The sequence below is a fragment of the Actinoplanes sp. NPDC024001 genome (genome assembly GCF_040638955.1).
Classification (GTDB): domain Bacteria; phylum Actinomycetota; class Actinomycetes; order Mycobacteriales; family Micromonosporaceae; genus Actinoplanes.
Map to the genome: position 1 here is coordinate 1 of NZ_JBEZZB010000188.1, position 18,455 is coordinate 18,455.

General features: G+C 69.4%; 14 protein-coding genes. 8 read left to right on the forward strand and 6 right to left on the reverse strand.

Features of this window, described 5'->3' with window-relative positions; all coding sequences use genetic code 11:
* Positions 1 to 70 precede the first annotated feature (70 nt).
* The 5 genes from AB0F81_RS43510 (at position 71) to AB0F81_RS43530 (ending at position 5,498) form a co-directional block, all read left to right on the forward strand.
* Positions 71 to 1,174 (forward strand): alpha/beta hydrolase, encoded by a 1,104-nt coding sequence (locus AB0F81_RS43510; RefSeq protein WP_360208604.1) that lies wholly within the window; start codon positions 71 to 73, stop codon positions 1,172 to 1,174.
* Between the two features lie 264 nt (positions 1,175 to 1,438).
* The gene (locus AB0F81_RS43515; protein WP_360208607.1) at positions 1,439 to 2,695 is read left to right on the forward strand and encodes a metallophosphoesterase; all 1,257 of its coding nucleotides are present in this window, start codon (positions 1,439 to 1,441) and stop codon (positions 2,693 to 2,695) included.
* Between the two features lie 196 nt (positions 2,696 to 2,891).
* Positions 2,892 to 3,416: a cyclophilin-like fold protein gene (locus AB0F81_RS43520; RefSeq protein WP_360208610.1), complete on the forward strand. Its 525-nt coding sequence runs from the start codon at positions 2,892 to 2,894 to the stop codon at positions 3,414 to 3,416.
* Between the two features lie 148 nt (positions 3,417 to 3,564).
* Complete coding sequence (locus AB0F81_RS43525) at positions 3,565 to 4,227, forward strand: flavodoxin (RefSeq protein ID WP_360208613.1); 663 nt, start codon at positions 3,565 to 3,567, stop codon at positions 4,225 to 4,227.
* Complete coding sequence (locus AB0F81_RS43530; protein WP_360208616.1) at positions 4,227 to 5,498, forward strand: FAD-binding oxidoreductase; 1,272 nt, start codon at positions 4,227 to 4,229, stop codon at positions 5,496 to 5,498. Before AB0F81_RS43525 ends, AB0F81_RS43530 begins: the two co-directional genes overlap by 1 nt.
* A gap of 378 nt (positions 5,499 to 5,876) precedes the next feature.
* On the opposite strand, the gene AB0F81_RS43535 is transcribed toward AB0F81_RS43530, so the two are convergent.
* The 5 genes from AB0F81_RS43535 to AB0F81_RS43555 all read right to left on the reverse strand — a co-directional run bounded on the left by AB0F81_RS43535 (position 5,877) and on the right by AB0F81_RS43555 (position 14,796).
* On the reverse strand, positions 5,877 to 6,254 hold the full coding sequence (locus tag AB0F81_RS43535) for a hypothetical protein (RefSeq protein ID WP_360208620.1): 378 nt from the start codon (positions 6,252 to 6,254) through the stop codon (positions 5,877 to 5,879).
* Between the two features lie 44 nt (positions 6,255 to 6,298).
* Complete coding sequence (locus tag AB0F81_RS43540; protein WP_360208623.1) at positions 6,299 to 8,197, reverse strand: hypothetical protein; 1,899 nt, start codon at positions 8,195 to 8,197, stop codon at positions 6,299 to 6,301.
* Positions 8,198 to 8,373: 176 nt separating this feature from the next.
* Entirely contained in the window at positions 8,374 to 10,209 is a 1,836-nt protein-coding gene (locus AB0F81_RS43545; protein ID WP_360208626.1) for a hypothetical protein, read from the reverse strand.
* A 58-nt stretch (positions 10,210 to 10,267) separates the two neighbouring features.
* Positions 10,268 to 11,725, reverse strand: a complete 1,458-nt coding sequence (locus AB0F81_RS43550; RefSeq protein ID WP_360208628.1) for a site-specific integrase — start codon at positions 11,723 to 11,725, stop codon at positions 10,268 to 10,270.
* Between the two features lie 275 nt (positions 11,726 to 12,000).
* Positions 12,001 to 14,796 carry an FAD-linked oxidase C-terminal domain-containing protein gene (locus AB0F81_RS43555; RefSeq protein WP_360208631.1) on the reverse strand — a complete coding sequence of 932 codons (2,796 nt, stop codon included), beginning with the start codon at positions 14,794 to 14,796 and terminating at the stop codon, positions 12,001 to 12,003.
* 143 nt (positions 14,797 to 14,939) lie between these two features.
* Here AB0F81_RS43555 and AB0F81_RS43560 point away from each other — a divergent pair, with 143 nt between their 5' ends.
* The 3 genes from AB0F81_RS43560 to AB0F81_RS43570 all read left to right on the forward strand — a co-directional run bounded on the left by AB0F81_RS43560 (position 14,940) and on the right by AB0F81_RS43570 (position 17,767).
* Complete coding sequence (locus tag AB0F81_RS43560; protein ID WP_360208634.1) at positions 14,940 to 16,532, forward strand: MFS transporter; 1,593 nt, start codon at positions 14,940 to 14,942, stop codon at positions 16,530 to 16,532.
* A gap of 11 nt (positions 16,533 to 16,543) precedes the next feature.
* On the forward strand, positions 16,544 to 17,014 hold the full coding sequence (locus AB0F81_RS43565; protein ID WP_360208636.1) for a response regulator transcription factor: 471 nt from the start codon (positions 16,544 to 16,546) through the stop codon (positions 17,012 to 17,014).
* 72 nt (positions 17,015 to 17,086) lie between these two features.
* Positions 17,087 to 17,767: a hypothetical protein gene (locus tag AB0F81_RS43570; protein WP_360208638.1), complete on the forward strand. Its 681-nt coding sequence runs from the start codon at positions 17,087 to 17,089 to the stop codon at positions 17,765 to 17,767.
* On the opposite strand, the gene AB0F81_RS43575 is transcribed toward AB0F81_RS43570, so the two are convergent.
* Positions 17,740 to 18,455, reverse strand: a 716-nt coding sequence (locus AB0F81_RS43575; protein ID WP_360208641.1) for a cyclase family protein, incomplete at its 5' end; no start/stop codon positions are given. The genes AB0F81_RS43570 and AB0F81_RS43575 overlap by 28 nt on opposite strands.

Sequence of the window (18,455 nt, forward strand, 5' to 3'; positions counted from 1 at the left end):
GCCTCGTCCCAACCCTGCACCTGCTCAACCGTGACCACGTCCGGGAAACGATCCAGAACTACTCGAAGTAGTGATCCGCCGTAGCAGTATTAGGTACGTGCCGGGTGTGAGCGAGAACGAGACCAAGGGCCGCCTGAGCCGCCGCAACCTCATCGTGGGTGGCTCGATCGTGTCGGCGAGCCTGCTGATTCCCAGCAGCGCGTCGGCAGCGCTGGATCCCACGCCGCGCACCGCCGGATCGACCACCCGGATCGGTGACGTGACCGTCCGGGGCGTCGCGTTCAAGAACAACGACATCACCATGTCCGGCAACGTCTACCTGCCGAAAGGCTTCAACAAGCGGCGCAGGTACCCCACCATCGTCGTGGTTCACCCCGGCGGCGGCGTCAAGGAACAGGTGGCCGGCCTCTACGCGCTGAAACTCGCCGGCGAAGGGTTCGTCACCCTCGCTTTCGACGCCTCCCACCAGGGCGCTAGCGGCGGCATGCCCCGCTACGTCGACGATCCGATGAAGCGCGTCGGCGACTTCTACAGTGCGGTCGACTACCTGACCACGCTGCCGTACGTCGATGATGAGCGCATCGGCGCCCTGGGCGCCTGCGCCGGCAGCGGCATCACGGTCAAGGCCTCGATGACCGAACGCCGGATCAAGGCCCTCGCCACCGTCAGCGCGGTCGACGTCGGCGCGGCAACCCGCAAGGGCTGGGAAGGCAACACACCCGAATCCGCCACGATCGAGACCTTGAACGCGGTCGCGGCACAGCGTTCCGCCGAAGCCGCCGGCGCCTCACCGGTCTACGTGCCTTATGTGCCCGTGCTCGGCGACACCACGGCGCCCCGCGACCTTCAGGAAGCCGCCGACTACTACCTGACCGCCCGCGGCCGCTACCCGACCTCGACCAACAAGATGCTGATGACGAGCACCAGCACGCTGGCGTCGTTCACCGGCTTCGAAGGCGCGGACACCTTCATCACCCAGCCGCTGCTGATCGTCGCCGGCAGCGAGGCCGGCTCGTTGTGGCACAGCCGCGAGCTGTACGCCAAGGCCGCGTCGAAGGACAAAGAACTCTTCATCATTCCCGGCAAGACGCACATGGACCTGTACGACGGCAAGGGCGCGACGCGGGCGGCCGCCAAGCTGGCCCCGTTCTTCAAGCGCAATCTCGGTGCCTGATACACGTTGATCCCCGCGTCACCGCCGCACCGGACAGGCGCGGGCCGGCCTTCACCATCCGCCTCGGAGTTCACCGGGGTCAGCCTCCGGCCGTCATCGACGCGGCGCTTCAACCACCGTGGGTCGCTCGGCATCTGCCGGGCGACCCACCGCCTTGTGTACCGCGGTCGCGGGCAGGCCGAGCGAGTCGCCGCGCCGGAAGCATGCGATCGCCGGGTAGAACACCGATAACGTCAAAGCCGAAGATCGCAGGCAGAGGGACACATGATCTATGCCATCCTGATCGGGCTCGTCGTGCTGACCTGCCTCGCGGCCGGCTACCTGTGGAAGCGACTGGTGTGGGACACCACCCGAACGCTCAGGGCGCGCGTCATCGGCAGCGTCGCGGCGGTCCTGCTGGGACTGCTCATCCCGGTGACCATGGCCGCCGAAACCGTCCCCTGGATCGCGTGGCCCGGATTCATCTGGCTCGCTTTCGTCCTCTACCTGACGCTGGTCCTCCTCATCCTCGAAGTGCCGACGCTGGTGATCAAACGGTGGCTGCGCCGTCGCTCGCACCAGGCGACACAGACCGAAGCCAAGCCGGTGGCGCCGACAGCCACCGCGCCGCCCACCGGCACCCCTGACAGCCCGTCTGATGACACGCCGGCTACGACTCAACCCACGGCCGGAACCGCCACCACCCGGCCGGACGTGCCGAACCCGGACCGGCGGCTGCTGCTGGCCCGCGGTACGGCGATCTTCGCGGGGCTCACCGCCGGCGGCATCGTCGGCTACGGCATGCGTACCGCCATGAGCGCGCCGCGTGTCGACCGGGTGCAGATCCCGGTAGCGAAGCTGCCGCGCACGCTGGACGGCCTGCGCCTCGCGGTGGTCTCCGACATCCACCTCGGCCCGATCGCCCGGACGGCCCACTCGCAACGCATCGTCGAGGTCATCAACAGCGTCGACGCCGACATCGTGGCTGTCGTCGGTGACCTGGTCGACGACACGGTCGAAGAACTCGGTGCCGCCGCCGCGCCGTTGCGTGGCATCCGGTCCCGCCAGGGCACGTACTTCGTGACCGGCGACCACGAGTACTACTCCGGCTACGAATCCTGGATCGACGAGGTACGCGACCTGGGCATGCGGCCACTGCGCAACGAACGCGTCGCCCTGGGCGCCCTCGACCTCGCCGGCGTCAACGACACCACCGGTGGCATGTACGGCGACGCCCCGGACTTCCCCAAGACCTTCGCCGACCGCGACCCGGCGCGCCCAGTCGTGCTCATGGCGCACCAGCCCGTCCAGGCCGTCGAGGCGGCCAGGTACGGCGTGGACCTCCAGGTCTCCGGACACACCCACGGCGGTCAAATGTTCCCCTTCGACGCCGTAGTCCGGCTGCAACAGCCGCTCCTGTCCGGCTACGGCACCGTCGACGGCGTGCCGGTGTACGTCACCAACGGCGCCGGCTTCTGGGGCCCGCCGGTCCGCGTCGGCGCACCCCCGCAAGTCACCCTCATCGAGCTCCGCACACCCTGACCGGACAAGCCGAGGACGCGACGGCCGAATCCGTACCACAAAGCTGCTACTGGGAATGTGCTGAGAATTCGATAACGTAAGACAGTTCGTTGAAATCGGCGGCGCCTACCATGAGATCTATCAGGGTGCAATGGGCTGGCAGTAAGTGTGTAGGCAGTGACTTCTCCCCGAATGCGATTCGCGGTCAACTGGAGTCATGAGAAAAGCAATCGCATCAGTCATCGCCGCGGTCACCGTCGTCGCCCTCGCCGGGTGCACCTCCGACAACACCGATACTCCCGACGCCACGCCGACGGCGACTCCCGGCGTCTCCTCGCCAGCCAGCTCCGCGGGCAACTCGTCGTCGGCGGCTGAGGCACCGTCGGGAGCCGTAACGCCCATCACGATCACCGCCGGGGACGTGGTGATCACGGCGAACCTCAACGACAGCCAGGTCGCCCGGGACTTCGCCGCCAAGCTTCCGGTGACCCTGCCCTGGTTCCGGAACGCCGGTATCGAGTACATCAGCGAACTGCCGGCGCCGCTCACGGAGACGGGCCCGTTCTACACCGACGTCCAACCGGGCGACATCGTCTACTACAACCCGGCCGACAGCATCACCATCATCTACGAAGAGACGGTCTCGGTGCCCACCCTCACCGAGATGGGTGAGATCACGTCCGACCTGAGCGTCTTCGACACGCTTCCCGACACCGTCGACATGCGCGTCGAACTCAGCTGACGGCCCGCCCCAAGCGAATTCCGGCCCTCCTGCGTCGCCATTCAACAATCCGGCGCACAGCAGCATGCGGCGACCGGAAACCCGGTCCCGAAACCCTTCTGCATGACCGAATCAGCATTCGGAGGAAATCGCGTTGCACCGCCGAAAGATGCTCGGGCTCGTAGCCGCGGGCGCCGCCGCCTTCACCGGCATGCTGGCCGTCGATCAACGGAACGCCACCAGTGCCGGCGCCCCGACCGTCCGACCGGTCCGCAGCCCCCGCTCCGGTTCGGCCTCCGCCGGCCCGCGCGGCGGCGAGACCCTGGTGGTCTTCTTCTCCCGAGCCGGCGAGAACTACCCCGACCTCGACCTCGAAATCGGTAACACCGCCCAGATCGCCGGGTTCATCCACGACCGGGTCGGCGGGGACCTGTACGAGATCGTCCCCGCCGAGCCCTACCCGGCCAGCAAGGACGAAACGTCCACCCAGGCCCAGCGTGAACAGGATGAACGGGTCTACCCCGAGATCCGGGGCGAGGTGCCCGACACCGACCGGTACGGCACCGTGTTCCTCGGCGCCCCGAACTGGTGGCTCGAACAGCCCATGGTGGTGCAGACCTTCATGCGCGACCGCGACCTCGGCAACGCCACCGTCATCCCGTTCGTCACCCACGACGGATCCGGATTCGGTAACGCCTTGGACGTCCTCGCCCGGTACTACCCCGACGCCGAGGTGCTGCAGGGATTCGCTGAACGCGGTGTCAACGTATTCAACGATCCGGACAAGGCCCGCACCGACGTCGACGCCTGGCTGCAAGGGCTGGGCTTCTGATGGGCAAAAGACTGCTGCTCTACAGCCTGCCGATCCTGTTCCCGCTGCCCCTGGTCCTGGTGCTGAACGGGCAGATGAACGACGCGCAGTCCGTGCGGCTCTACGTCAGCGCCGGCGTGTTCGCCTACGGCTGGTGGCTGCTCGCCGTCCTGCTCAGCGTCCGCCCGTCCTGGCTCGACCGAGCCGTCGGCCTGCCCCTGATCTACGGGCTACACGGGCTGCTCGCCGTCTTCGCGATCGGCGCGGCCTACCTGCACCAGCAAAACACCTTCTCGCCCGGTCTGTGGGCCCAACGGCTCGGCAACTGGGGCTTCTACGCGGCTCTCGCGCTGCTCTGCTACTCGGTGCTGTTCATGAGCGGCTGGCTGACCGACCGCTCCCAGCTTGCCCACCGGATCAAGAACCGGCTGGAGGTCGTTTTCCGGCACCAGCTGTCGGTGTGGATCCACCGGCTCAACCTGGTCGTCATCGCCCTCATCTGGCTGCACGTCCACCTCATCGACCGGGTCAGCCAGCACTTCGCCTTCATGGCCCTGTTCGACCTCTACACCGTGACCGTCTTCGGCATCTACGTCTGGAAGAAATGGGTGGCACCGGACGCCTACCTGGGCGGAACCGTCACCGTGAACACAGCGCTGAACGGCTCCACCCGGCAGCTGTCGATCGCCCTCGACCGGCCGGCGACCACCGCCCGGCCCGGAGACTTCTACTTCCTCAGGTTCGATGGCCCCGGGATCAGCCGCGAACGGCACCCGTTCTCCGCCACCGACGCCAGCCGCGAGACCCTGACCTTCACCATCCGCAGCACCGGTGACTTCACCCGCACTGCCGCCGAGATCCCCGTCGGCACCCGAGTCAGCGTCGAAGGACCGTTCGGGCGATTCGACCCCACCATCAGCGACCAGCCCGCCGACACCCCACTCGTACTCGTCGGCATGGGCGCCGGCGTCGCACCACTGCTCAGCCTGACCGCCGGACACCTGCCCCACCGGCGCATCCACCTGCTCTGGTCGATCCGCAACACCGAAGACGCCTACTACCGCACCCTGCTTGAAGACCACCAACGCCGCGCTGACGGCCGGTTCACGTTCACCACCCAGGTCGGCCGGTTCCGGGCTCAACAGCTCCCGGACATCCTCACCCCGGAGCAGGTCCGCGACGCCGCGTTCTTCGTCGTCGGACCCAACCCCGCCGTGCTTTCCACCCAGCGGATGCTGCGCCGAGCGGGAGTCGCGGGCGCCCGTATCCACCACGAACGGCTCACGATGTAAACCCGGTTCCAGCTGCCCTGGCAACCGTTATGTGGTGGTGTGCGGGCGGGTGCCCGGCCGGGGCGGCTGCACGGCACGATCGAGGCGCTGTTGGTCGGCGCCTACGGCTGCACCCGGTCGGCCTGGTGGGCAGCGGCCTGTCCGGCGCTCGCCCCATCAGCAGTTGCCGCCGTTGAGCCGCATCTCCATCTACCGGCCGGTCATGCCGAAAGCGGGGCGATGGCCGAGGCGACTTGGCCGGCCCACAGGTCGTCGCGCGGATCGCCTACCGATCCTGGACCAGCGGAACCCAACTGCGATACCCGGTGAACCGCGGGTGCTGAACGACCGAGACGCCTCGGCCACCAGTACGACTTCCAGAATAGCGTCACCCGCCAGTCACCGCAGGCGGCGGTCACCGCTTGTGGTGCGAGCCAGCGGCACGATACGGGCGCGGGCGTCGGCGGCTTGGCGGCGAAGCGCGGTGTTTTCGGTGTGCAGCGCGGCGATGACGGTGGCGGCGGCGTCGAGCTGGTCCTGTAGTTTGCGGCGTTCCCGGTGGCTGTCGCGCAGTCGGCCACGCAGTTGCTCGAGTTCTTCGTCGCGGCGGCGAACAGCGATGCCGACGGGGCTGTCGGCGACCCGGGCGTCCCATTCGGCGAGGATGTCGACGGCGCGGTTCATCGTGGCCCGGCTGACCTCGGCCTCTCTCCAGAGGTTGTTCTTGGTAAGCGTGCCGTCGGTGTGCCGCGGGGTTCCGGCGAACAGCCGTTGCATCGCCTCGCGCAGGCGTTGTCGGGTGGCCGGTGATACGTGCCCGGTCACTGGCTGCTCCGGTTGATGACACGGCTGACGTCGGTGAGCTGGGCTTCGATGCTGCGCCGGTGGTTAGGGGCAATCATGCCGGTGTCGAGGAGGTGGTGCAGGGAGGTTTGCTCGGCGCTCCAGATCGGCAGGTGTGCGGGGGCGATGATGCTGTTTGCACAGCGCGCGGGCTGACAGCGGTCAAGCAGCGGACCGCGGTGGCCGTCCGGGATGGTCGCGTCTTCCAGGCATTTGGCGCCGACGGGGTCGTCGTCGTTCATGGTGCAGTGGTTGAGTTTGCCGAAGCGGATCGAGATCCGGGTGCGACGCAGCAGGTCGTGCTCGACCCGGATGTCGCCGCGCCGGGCCTGGCCGGCGGCGCGCAGGTGCTCGGCCTGGGCTCGGACTGCGGTGAAAGCCTCGCGTAGCCGATCGGCGCCGGGTCCGAGACCGATGCTCTGCCCGCTGGTGTCGACGTCGAAGAGTTCGGTGAGCCGGTCGAAGCGCCGGTGGGTGATGGCGTCGTCCAGGTGGCGGGCCCAGGCCGGATTGTTGTCCATGTAGCTGCTGGTGACACGGTTGGCCAGGGCGCGGGTGGTGACGTGTTTGAGTTGCATGCCGACCGCGATCTCGGCGCCGGGAAAGTCTCGGGTGAGCAGGGCCATGGTTCGCCGGAACATGTGCGGGGTGATCTTGCGGTCCGGGATTGCCTCCAGACCGCTGACGTGCCGCCAGCGGTTGATGTGGTTGATGAAGTCTTCGATCGCGGCGATGCTGGCGAACCCGTCGCCGGGGCGGCGCTCGCTGACCGCGGCGAAGGTGAGGCTCTCGTGCAGCGACAGCTGGCCCGCCAGGTCGATTGCGCGGGCCACGGGCGGAGTGATCCACCAGTGTTTGACCGGCAGGCTGGGGTCCAGTTTCTGCTTGGTGGACTTCACCGCGGGGCTGCCGTAGTAGTCGACAACGGCGCCCCGGGTGATCTGGCGTAGTTCGTTGTCGCGCATCATCGACAGGGCAGCGGTGAACACGAAGCAGGCGTTGCGGAGCATGACGGTCTCCAGCCATAGCTCGCGCGAGCCGAGCCCGTCGTGCCAAGGTCCGCGGGTGCCATCGGGCCGGGTTACCTGCGCTAGGTCGGTTAGCAGGCCCGGTTGGGTACGACCGGCGGCGACGAGCCGTTCGACCGCGTCTCTACGGCGCCGGCCGTGAGCTCTGTCGTTCTGGAAGAACGACGGGGAGACACCAAGAATGCGGGTCAGCACGTGCAGATTCGCCATCGGTCCGAGGCCTTCACCGGACCGGGGGCGGCGCATCGGCACCGCGGCCGTGGAGCTGCGCAGCCAGGACTGGAAGCGGTCCTCACCCGCCCGATCGGTCACCGCCCGGGCGTCGATCTCCTTCCAGTAGGCGCCGGCGCGCACGATATCGGGGGCGAACACGTCGATGTAGGTCCAGCAGTTGCGCACCAGCGGAAACCAGATGTCCGGTGGGATCGCCGGGGTCCGCAACGGCGCGACAATCGGATGGTTGACCACAGCATTCGTCGACACGCCGGGCCACGGATCGCTGGGGATCCCCGTACACGTTAAGGCGACCCGTAGCCGGTATAGGGCTTTGATCAGAACGACGTGGTTGCAGACGCTGCCCGGTTCGTCGGCCGCCAGGCGGTCGTGGATGTAGGTCTGGAAGTCCTCAGCGGCCCAGGCGGACAGGTCCGTCGGCAGCGCGTTAGCGGTGCCGAACGCGGCGAGCGGGCGCAGCCGAGCGACCCGCTGGGTGACGGTCATCGGCGACAACGGGTCGCTGCGCAGGTGCACGCCGGCAGCTAGGATCGCCGGGTGGCGCGGATTGAGCCACAGCATCGCGAGCTCGCGGGCCAACAGGTTCCAGGACGGTGACAGGTCGTGAAACAACACCCGAACGCCGCTGGGTGGGTGATTGGGGGCTCTGTGCAGCACACCGTTGAAGTCCCAGCAGCGGGTGTCGCCGAACCGGGGCACGACCGCGCCGGGCAACAGCGGGTGTGACGAGACCACCGGTTCGTCGTCGCGGTAGAAGGCCGACGGTTTGCCCTCGGCGGCGGCTGGGCTGGTCACGCGTCGAACTCCACTCGGCTCGACAGCGGGAGGTGCACCACGATGCGTTCCTCGGCGATCTGCGCCCGGGCGCGGGCAATCTCGACGTCGGTGCGGGACTTCAGCACTTCGACGAGGTTGGCGCGGCTCTGACCCCACAAGGCGTGGAAGTGACGGGGCTCGAGTCGCAGGGCGAGTTGCTCCAGGTGATCGGCGAACAGCAGCAGTTGCGGCAGGTTCGACGGCAGGATGAAGGCATTGGAGCATTCCAGGCAGCGCAGCGGAGCGACCGGGCACAGCTGTCCTGGCCGGCCGAACGGTGACGCGAACGGATCCGTGCAGTCGGTGACGCCCATGTCCAGCTGTCCGGTCCGCAACGCCTCCACCTCGGCGGCGCTCAATCCCAGCGCTGCTGCGGTCCGAGGGTCAGCCAGCGACTCGCTCGCCTGCTCGTCCAGCACGGTCGGCCCCGCCAAGGCCTGGTCCAGCCACCGCTGTTGCGCGGTGGTGATGACGTTGCCCGCGATCACCCGCAGCGTCGTGCCGTGCGCGTAGTGGCCGCGGAAGGTGGCTTCGGAGTGATCATCAGCGACATCACTGATGCGGCCGCCGAACGCGATCGTCTTCTCCACCTTGACGGACTTGCGCAGCCGACGAATGTCAGCGACCCCGTCGACCGTCAACTCATTGACGCGCAACCAGTCGGTGAAGTTCTGCCCTCGTGTCCGGTTCATCGCTCCGACCTGCAGCGACGAGCCGACCAGGGAAGCTCGCAGGAACAGCGGCACCGGAGAGATCCGGGCCAGCACCGCCAAGGGCCGGCTCAGCTCCAGCAGTTCCCGGATGATCTCGGCGGCGTCCAGCCTGGCCCCGGACGGATGCAGCAACCCCGCAGGTGAGGTGTCGCTGGTGAACGCTTGTCGCATCCGGGCGTGCGCGCGACGTTTACTGAAATCGATCGTGACGCCGCCGGCACCTAACTCGATATCGTCCTCGGTCAGTGCCGCGACCTCCTCCGGTGCCCGCCCGGTCGCGGCCATCAGCAGAATCCGGTAGGCGTGCAGGTCCATGCTCGTCAGGAACAGCTGAGCCACTAAGAACCGCATGAGTTGCCCCCTGTTCTGCCAGCCCAGCCCCTCCGGCGCCAAATCATGCAACGAGCGCGGCAACGACGACGCCGGCAGCGGCAGCCGGGCCAGCACCTCGGTAGCGCCGCCCATGTCGCGCGCCATGGCCCACAGCAAATTCTCCCGAACCAGCCAGCCACCGACAGCCGGGTCCGTTCCGGCGGCAGCCAGCCGGCGACCGTGCCGGACCCTGGCCTGCGCAGCCAGTCGAGCTACCGCAGCCGCCCGGATCAGCTTCTTCTTGTCGGCCCGGCTGAACTCATCCAGCTCCGTGCTCCCACCGCGGCGAACCCCGACCGACCCTTCGACCCACCCGTGCAGATGTCCGGCAACCGGTCGCGACGGATGCTGAACCCGCCGGGCCACCAGCGCCCGGATCCGGCCGGCATACCAGCCCGGAGCACGGGAACCCGCCGCGTGCTGGGACGGCAGTACCCGCACCCACTCGGTGACCGCCCGGTGAAGGTCCGGCTCGCGACGGCTAAGGGACGCCGACACAGCGTCCGTGACCTCGGCATCGACGTAGCCCAGGAACGCCCGCATCGCCGTGATGTAGACCCGGCCCGCGCCTTCACCCAACCGACTCGCCTCAACCAACTCCACCCACTCGTCGGCGAGTTCGGCGGCCAGCCCAGCACATCGGAACGCGTCAGGCCGAAATGAGAGCACCACCGTGCCGGCGGTCAACGCCGCCCGTCCTGTCGCCGGCACTACCACCTGCCGCACGCCGATTCTTGGCACCGTCGGCGCGACACTGCGTGCCGTCGGGAACCCGGCCCGGTGCTCACCTCTGCGCGGCATCGGCGCCTCCCGGCGTCATCATCTGACCGGCGATGTCGGCGTAGGTAGCGCCGCCAGCCACGGTCCAGTCCTGAAACGCCTGGTCGACCTCACGCATCGGGTCCTTGAGATAGCGGATGTAGCGGTAGGTCGTGGCCGGACTGGCGTGCCCGAGTCTGCGCTGCACCTGCAGCAGCGGATTCCCGCTCATGTGGTCCAGTAGCGTCGACATCGGCATCTGTTCTCGGCGGTCATCGTCGAGCACCAAGTGGGTCAGATAGATCAGCAACCGCAGCGCGAAGGTGTGCCGCAGATCGTGGTAGACCCAGCAGCGGCGCGGCAGGACGACGTTCACCCCGGCGTCCGCTTGGCCGGTCATCCGCGACCACGCCGCCCAGCGCACCCGGTCCCACCCCGAAGCGGTCAGCATCCGGCCACCCGTTCCGACGAACAACGCCAGCGGATCCAGGCCGTCACCGGTCTCCCGTACCGCGATCCGCCGCAGCCCAGGGTCCATGCCGCGGATCGACCTGGTCACTGCGTGGCCGTCGAGGGTCCCGGACACCTTCGTCCCGTCGGCCTCCAGGCGCCGGACGACAAAAAGATCCCGGCGGGCACGCCGCAGCGACTTCTGCGCCTTGGCAACAATCTCAGCTCGCTCAAGCAGCAGGTACGGGTGCAGCAGGTCCATCGCATCGGCCGGAACGTATACCGACCGGGGATGGCCTGACTTCGCGCACGCCCCCAGTTCCACGTGCGCCGAACGAGACCGGCCATCGGTCAACCCAAGCTCAGGCAACAGTAGCGTCGACCACTCCTGGAGCCGCATCCCAGTCAGCAACGCCAGCTCACAGGCCGCGCGATTGCGATGAGGCCGCCACCCCCGGAACGTGTCGTCCACGCCGCCGTCCGAGGCAACCCCACCGAAGCCGACGTCACGCAGGTGCAGGTACTGCTGCAACTCCATATGCCGGACCCGCAGGTCACGGCGCGTCCCGCTCGCCAGCGACGTCTGCCGTCGCGGCGAACTGCGCCATGGCCGCCGCGCGACCACACCCTGACGTACCAGGAAGTCGTACAGGCAACCGATCGCCGCCGCGTCCCGGTCCCAGGCAGCTTCGCTGACAGTCTCGCCGCCGTCGTCGAGCCGCCACCGCCGAAACTCCAAGACGTCCTGCTCCGTAGCCGAACTCAGGTCCAGGTCCCTCGCCCGGAGAAATCGCAGCAGCATCAACGCGGTGTACGCGTAAGCGCGCATCGTCTTGACGCTGCGCCGGTTCAGACTCAATTCCCGAAACCAGCTGCACAACGGCTCGACCGGCGACATCGACTCCGACAACAGCACCGGCGTATCCGGAACCGGCGTCGATCGCTCGAGCACCTCGCCGACATCAGCTGCGCTCAGCCCAGCAACGTCACCGGCGGAGCGGGTTTTCTGTACGTCTGTGAAGAAGAGGTACACGGGGACCTCGCGAGCAATCGATGAGCATGACAATCGCTCAACGGCGCTCGAGTAGGACCAGATACGCGTGTTGGTCGAGGCTCACCTGAGACATCTCAGAGTCTCTGGAGAACCGTCGAACTTGATCTCGTACTGCGGCGTGCCCCGGGTGCGCGGCTCCAGCAGGCCGCCGACCGGGACGGCCCGCATGGGTTCGACGGGAGGTGCGAGCCGTCCAGGCATGATCACCCGGACGGTAACGGCCGGAGAGACCCCGCCGGGTGGGAACGCGCAAATCAGCGGCGCAGGCGCTCCTGGAGGAGTTGGACCAGGTGTTTGCCCTGGACGCCGGCCAGGTCGTCGGCCTGGGTGCGGCAGGAGAAGCCGTCGGCGAGCAGGATGTCGCCGTCCTCGGCCTTCGCCAGGGCGGGCAGCAGCTGCTGCTCGGCGACCTGCACCGACACCTCGTAGTGGCCGCGTTCGACGCCGAAGTTGCCGGCCAGACCGCAGCAGCCGCCGAGACGTTTGACCGTCGCGCCGGCCTCCTTGAGCAGCTTCGCGTCGGGGCCCCAGCCCATCACCGCGTGGTGGTGGCAGTGCGGCTGGGCGATCACCCGTACGCCGTCGAGGTCGGGCGGGGTGTACCCGGGAGTGGCCGCGAGCAGCTCGGCCACCGTCATGGTCGCCTTGGCGACCTCGCGGGCCTTGTCGTTGTCGACCAGCTCGACCGCGTCCTGGCGCAGCACGCCGGTGCAGGACGGCTCCAGCCCGACGATCGGGATGCCCTGCTCGACCGCTTCGTGCAGTTCGTCGACGGTGCGGCCGAGGATGCGGCGGGCGGCGTCCAACTGGCCGGTGGAGATCCAGGTCAGGCCGCAACATGCCTTGCGGCTGGTGACCTGCGGGGCGTAACCGGCGTCGACCAGCACGTCCACCGCCGCGCTCGCGATCTCCGGGGAGAAGTGGTCGGTGAAGCTGTCCACGAACAGGATCACCGGCTTGCCGGTCGTCACCGGCTGGAACGACCCGCGGAACGTCTTGTCGGCAAAGGCGGGGATGTTGCGGCGCTTGTCCACGCCCGCGACGTAGAGCGCGATCCCCCGCATCCCGGGCAGGCGCATCGCCAGGTTGGCCAGGCGCGGCATCTTCGATGCCAGCCGCGACCAGCGCGGCAGCCAGCCGAGCGAGTAGTGCGAGCGCGGCCGCACCCGGCCCTTGAAGCTCTGATGCAGGACCTCGGACTTGTACGCCGCCATGTCGATCCCGGTCGGGCAATCCGACGCGCATCCCTTGCAGGACAAACAAAGATCAAGAGCATCGTGTACGGCTTCCGCGCGCCAATCCGGGGCGAGGTCGCCGTCGAGCATCTCCTGCAGGACCCGAGCCCGTCCCCGGGTGGAGTCCTTCTCGTTCTTGGTCGCCAGGTAGGACGGGCACATCACCCCGCCGAGCACCGTGGTGTCGGCCCGGCACTTGCCGACGCCGGTGCAGCGGTGCACCGCCTGATTGAAGTCGCCGCCGTCATGGTGGTAGGCCAGCGCCAGCTTGGTGGTGACCGGCCGCGCCTGGGAGACCCGGATGTTGGCGTCCACCGGGTCCGGGTCGACCAGGTTGCCCGGGTTGAGCAGGTTCCGCGGGTCGAAGGTGTGCTTGATCTGCCGGAACAGGTTCATCGCGTCCGGCGAGTACATCCGGCTGAGCAGCTCGCTGCGAGCCCGGCCGTCGCCGTGCTCGCCGGAGAGCGACCCGCCGTAGCTGACCACCAGATCGGCGGCGTCCTCCAGGAACGCCCGAAACTTCCCGGGGCCGCCCGGCCGGTCCAGCGGGAAGTCCAGGCGCACATGCACGCAGCCGTCGCCGAGGTGCCCGTACGGCATCGCGGACAGCCCGTGCCGCTCGGTCAGCGCGTCGAAGTCGCGCAGGTAGGCGCCGATCCTCGCGGGCGGCACCGCGGCGTCCTCCCAGCCGGCGTGCGCGGGCAGCCCGCTCGGGGCGCGACCGGCCAGGCCGGCGCCGTCCTCGCGGATCTTCCACAGCGGGGCGGCCTTCGCGGTGTCCTCGACGATCAGCGAGTCGACCGCCTCGGCGGCCGCGACCAGCCGGGACACCCGGTCGCGGACCTCGTCCCGGTCGTCGCCGGCGATCTCCACCATCAGCCAGGCGGTGCCGCCGGGCAGCGGCGGGACCGCGTCCGGGCCGCGGCGGCTGCGCACCACGTCGCAGATCCGGTGGTCCAGGCCCTCACAGGCGGTCGGCCGGAATTCCAGGATCGCCGGGATGATGTCGCCGGCGGTGCCGAAGTCGGGGTAGCCGAGCACCACGAGCGTCCGGTAGGTGGGGTCGGCGACCAGGCGTACGGTCGCCTCGGTGATCACCGCGAGGGTGCCCTCGCTGCCGACCAGGAACTCGGTGAGGTTGAAGCCGTTCTCCGGCAGCAGGTGCTCGACGGCGTAGCCGGAGACCTGCCGGCCGAAGGTGGCGAACTCGGTGCGCCCGACCGCCAGGTTCGCGCCGATCAGCTCGCGCAGCGCGCCGGTGACCTGCTCGGCGCCCTTCAGCGGGTTGGTGATCAGCCGCTCGCCGTCGATCGTGAAGGCGCTCAGGCCGGCCACGTTGTCCGAGGTCCGGCCGTAACCCAGGGTGCGCGAGCCGCACGAGTTGTTGCCGATCATGCCGCCGATCGTGCAGCGGGTGTGCGTCGACGGGTCGGGGCCGAACCGCAGGCCGTGCGGCTTGGCCGCGGCCTGCAGGGTGGCCTGCACGGTGCCGGCCTGCACCCGGGCGGTGCGTGACTCGGCGTCGACCTCGAGGACCCGGTTCATGTGCCGGCTGAAGTCGAGGACCAGGCCCGGGCCGATCGCGTTGCCGGCCACCGAGGTGCCGGCGCCCCGGGCGGTGATCGGCACGCCCAGCTCCCGGGCGACCCGCAGCGCGGCCGCCACGTCGTCGTCGTGGCGCGGCCGCACGATCGCCTGCGGGACCACCCGGTAGAGGGAGGCGTCACTCGCGTACGCGGAACGGTGCGCCGCATCGGTCAAGACGTCGGCCACACCGGCCCGACGTAGATGGGCGGCCAGATCAGCGTTTGTCATCTCACGTCCGTTGCAAAGAATGGAACTGCGGTGAACGGCCTCGTGGGCATCGCGGACATGGTAGTCGTCACGGGCGTATGCCCTGCGCAGTGCCGGGTCGGCAGTGACGTGTTCGACTCGCGCTGTGCGGGTATGCGGACGGCATGCCGCTCACTGATCAGACGGCCACCCCGCCGTCGGCGTGGGCTCCGCTGCGCATCACCGTCTACCGCAACCTGTGGCTGGCCCTGCTGGCCAGCAACATCGGCACCTGGATGCAGACGGTGGGCGCCCAGTGGCTGCTGGTCGAGCAGTCCGGCACCGACACGCTGGTCGCGGTGGTGCAGACCGCCAGCACCCTGCCGATCGTGCTGCTCGCCCTGCCGTCCGGGGCGCTGGCCGACACCTTCGACCGGCGGCAGCTGCTCATCGCCGTACAGGTCTTCCTGACCGCGGTCGGCGCCCTGCTCGCGATGCTGACGCTGACCGGCCACATGCCGGCGACCCTGCTGTTGACCCTGACGTTCGTGCTCGGCGCCGGGCAGGCGCTGACCGCGCCGACGTGGCAGTCGCTGATCCCGGAGCTGGTGCCCCGGTCCCAGCTGGCGTCGGCGTCCGCGCTCGGCGCGATCAGCATGAACCTGGCCCGGGCGGTCGGTCCCGCGGTGGCCGGTGTGCTGATCGCCCGGTCCGGCCCGGGTGTGGTGTTCGGGCTGAACACGCTGTCGTTCGCCGTGTTCGCGCTGGTCCTGTGGCGGTGGCGGCCCGCGACGGCGCCCTCGGCGGGGGTGCCGGAACGGTTCGCCGCCGCGGTGCGCTCGGGCGGCCGCTACGTGCGGCACTCCCCCGTCGTCCGGCGGATCCTGCTGCGCGCCGCGCTGTTCCTGGTGCCCGGCAGCGCGCTCTGGGCGCTGCTGCCGCTGATCGCCAGCCGCCGGCTGGGCCTGGACTCCGGCGGGTACGGCGTCCTGCTCGCCGCCGTCGGCGTCGGTGCGGTGCTCGGCGCCCTGCTGCTGCCCCGCCTGCGGGCCCGGTGGTCGCTGAACCGGCTGCTGCTGGTCGCCAGCACCACGTTCGCCGCGGTCCTGGCCGGGCTCGGCCTGAGCGGCTCGGAGCTCGTCGTCGTGATCATCCTGCTGCCCGCCGGGATCGCCTGGGTGATGGTGCTCTCCAGCGTCAACGCGGCGATGCAGCTGTTCCTGCCGAACTGGGTACGCGCCCGCGGCCTCGCCGTCTACCAGATGGTCTTCGCCGGCGCGCAGGCCGGCGGCGCCCTCGCCTGGGGTGTGCTCTCCGACCTGTGGGGGCTGATCCCGGCCCACCTGACGGCCGCCGCGATGATGCTGGCCGGCGCGGTGACGCTGCGCTGGTGGCCGATGCGCGACACCAGCGGGCTGAACCGGGAGCCGGCCGTCTACTGGCCGGAACCGCACCTGGAACGGGACCCGGACGACCACGCCGGCCCGGTCCTGGTGCTCGCCGATTACCCCGTGAGTCCCGCCAACGAGGCGGCGTTCGTCGAGGCCATGGAGGCGGTGCGCCGCGGCCGGCTGCGCACCGGCGCGGTCCGCTGGGGCCTGTTCCACGACGGCGAACGGCCCGGCCGCATCGTCGAGGCCTATGTGGTGCCCACCTGGGACGAGCATCTGCGCCAGCACACCGGCCGGCTGACCGGCGCCGATCAGGAGGCCGAGCAGCGCGCGCTGGCGCTGACCGACGGCCCGGCCGAGGTCAGCCACCTGCTGTCGGCCCGCTGAATAATGGGGCGATGGGGCTGCCCTTCACCGCCTGGCCGCGCTCGCCGTCGGCCCGCCGGGGTCTGCTCGTCGCCGCGGTGCTCGGCGGGTGCTTCCTCTGGGCGATGATCGTCTTCGGGCTGTCGTTCGCGATGATCGAACGCGGCAACCGGCAGTGGTGGGTCATCCCGCTGTTCGGGTTCCTGACCCTGGTGGTCGCGGTGCAGGCCGTGCGGTGGGTGCCACCCGTCGGCGAGCAACGCCGAGCGGCTCCGGTCGTCACGCGCGCTCTGGCCGAGCCGCTCAGCTCCCGGGAGATGGAGGTGCTGCGCGAGCTGGCCGCCGGCCGCTCCAACCGGGAGATCGCCAAGGCGCTGTTCGTCGCACCCGGCACGGTGAAAGCGCATCTCAACAACATCTTCCGCAAGCTCGATGCGTCGAGCCGGCTGCAGGCGGTCACGCACGCCCAGGAGGCCGGCCTGCTCGATTCCGGTGCGGAATAGGCCACTGATAAACCCCCGGTAGAACCTTTGGCAGATCCCCGCCGGAGCTTCTCGTCCCTAGCGTCGGCCGGCATGGAAACCCGTATCGATCGAGCCTTGCCGTTCGCCCTCGCCGCGGTGTTCGTCGTGGTGATCCAGGGCCTCTCGCTCTCCGAGTTCGTGCCGGCGCCGGTGGCGGTGCTGATCGGCGCCGGCTGGGCGGTTGTCATCAGCCTCGTCGCTCACCGCGTCGCCCGGCGGCAGGCCCTGAGCGCCTGGGCGGAGGACACCCTCGTCGCGCTCGGCTGTGTGGCGATGGCGTTGTTCGCCTTCGGTGGCGCGGTGGGCCTGCTGATGCTGAACACCGCTCTGGACAGTTCATCGGTCACCGGCGAGACCATGGTGACGATGTTCCTGCCCAGCATCCCGATCGCGATCGCCGCCAACGTGCCCACCGAGCTGGTGGTCTTTCCCGTTCTGCTCGTCCTGGGCTGGCGCGACGGAACCCGGCGGCTGCTCATCGTCGCGGCCGCCGGGCTCTACCTCGTGCACCGGATCTGGACGTACCTGGTCTTCGCCGGCGACCGCCTGGACTTCGCCGGGACCGAGCAGTCCACGACGCCGCTGACCGCCGCGCAGCGCCAGGAGTTCACTGACGGGCTGCACCTGGACGACCCGCGGTGGGTGCTCAACCTGATCGTCTTCGGCGTCCTGCTGCTTGCCGCGTTCCGCTCGCGGGTCCGCTCCTACCAGGTGGCGAGGACGCGGGCCTGACCGCCGGAACCGCCCTCGTACGGGATGAGGCCCACGAAGACGGTCGCGCCGTGGCGCGGCATGCGATCGAGGTTGGCGAGGTTCTCCAGGCCGTAGCGGTCGGCGCCGGTGAGGATCAGGTGGGTCTCGAAGGTGGCCGAGTTGCCCGGGTCGATGCTGAGCGTGTCGACGCCGAGGCTGCGGATCCGGCGGCGGCGCAGAAGCCACTCGCAGGCGTCCGGGCTGAAGCCGGGGAAGTGCAGGGTGCCGGCCGCGTCGGTGCCGCGGTAGGCGTCCGGGTCGCCCACCTTGGCGCCCCACCCGGAGTACATCAGCACGGCCGCGCCGTCCGGGATGCGGCCGTGGCGGCGCTCGAAGGCGCGCAGGTCGTCGACGGTCACCACGGTGTCGGCGTCCCGGGCGGCGCGGGCGGCGATGTCGACGACCACGGCCGGGGTGATCAACTCGTCGGGGCGCAGCTCGGTCGAGACCCGGCCGCCCGCGGTGAAGTGGGCGGGCGCGTCGACGTGCGTGCCGGTGTGCTCGATGACCCGCCACTCCTGCATGAAGTAGCCGTCGTCCTCGATCGTGGTGACGGTGCGCCGGCTCGCCTCCTCACCGGGTGCGAACGCCGGGAACGCCGGCCCCAGCGGATAGGTGAGGTCGCGCAGGCCGTGCCGCCGGCCGGCCTGCGCCGGCGCGAGATCGG

What these genes read in the sequence shown, in the direction of transcription:
- AB0F81_RS43515 (WP_360208607.1), top strand. Translation starts at nt 1,439, where the DNA reads ATGATCTATGCCATCCTGATCGGGCTCGTCGTGCTGACCTGCCTCGCG.
- AB0F81_RS43520 (WP_360208610.1), top strand. Translation starts at nt 2,892, where the DNA reads ATGAGAAAAGCAATCGCATCAGTCATCGCCGCGGTCACCGTCGTCGCC.
- AB0F81_RS43525 (WP_360208613.1), top strand. Translation starts at nt 3,565, where the DNA reads ATGCTCGGGCTCGTAGCCGCGGGCGCCGCCGCCTTCACCGGCATGCTG.
- AB0F81_RS43530 (WP_360208616.1), top strand. Translation starts at nt 4,227, where the DNA reads ATGGGCAAAAGACTGCTGCTCTACAGCCTGCCGATCCTGTTCCCGCTG.
- AB0F81_RS43535 (WP_360208620.1), bottom strand. Translation starts at nt 6,254, where the DNA reads ATGCAACGGCTGTTCGCCGGAACCCCGCGGCACACCGACGGCACGCTT.
- AB0F81_RS43555 (WP_360208631.1), bottom strand. Translation starts at nt 14,796, where the DNA reads ATGACAAACGCTGATCTGGCCGCCCATCTACGTCGGGCCGGTGTGGCC.
- AB0F81_RS43560 (WP_360208634.1), top strand. Translation starts at nt 14,940, where the DNA reads ATGCCGCTCACTGATCAGACGGCCACCCCGCCGTCGGCGTGGGCTCCG.
- AB0F81_RS43565 (WP_360208636.1), top strand. Translation starts at nt 16,544, where the DNA reads ATGGGGCTGCCCTTCACCGCCTGGCCGCGCTCGCCGTCGGCCCGCCGG.
- AB0F81_RS43570 (WP_360208638.1), top strand. Translation starts at nt 17,087, where the DNA reads ATGGAAACCCGTATCGATCGAGCCTTGCCGTTCGCCCTCGCCGCGGTG.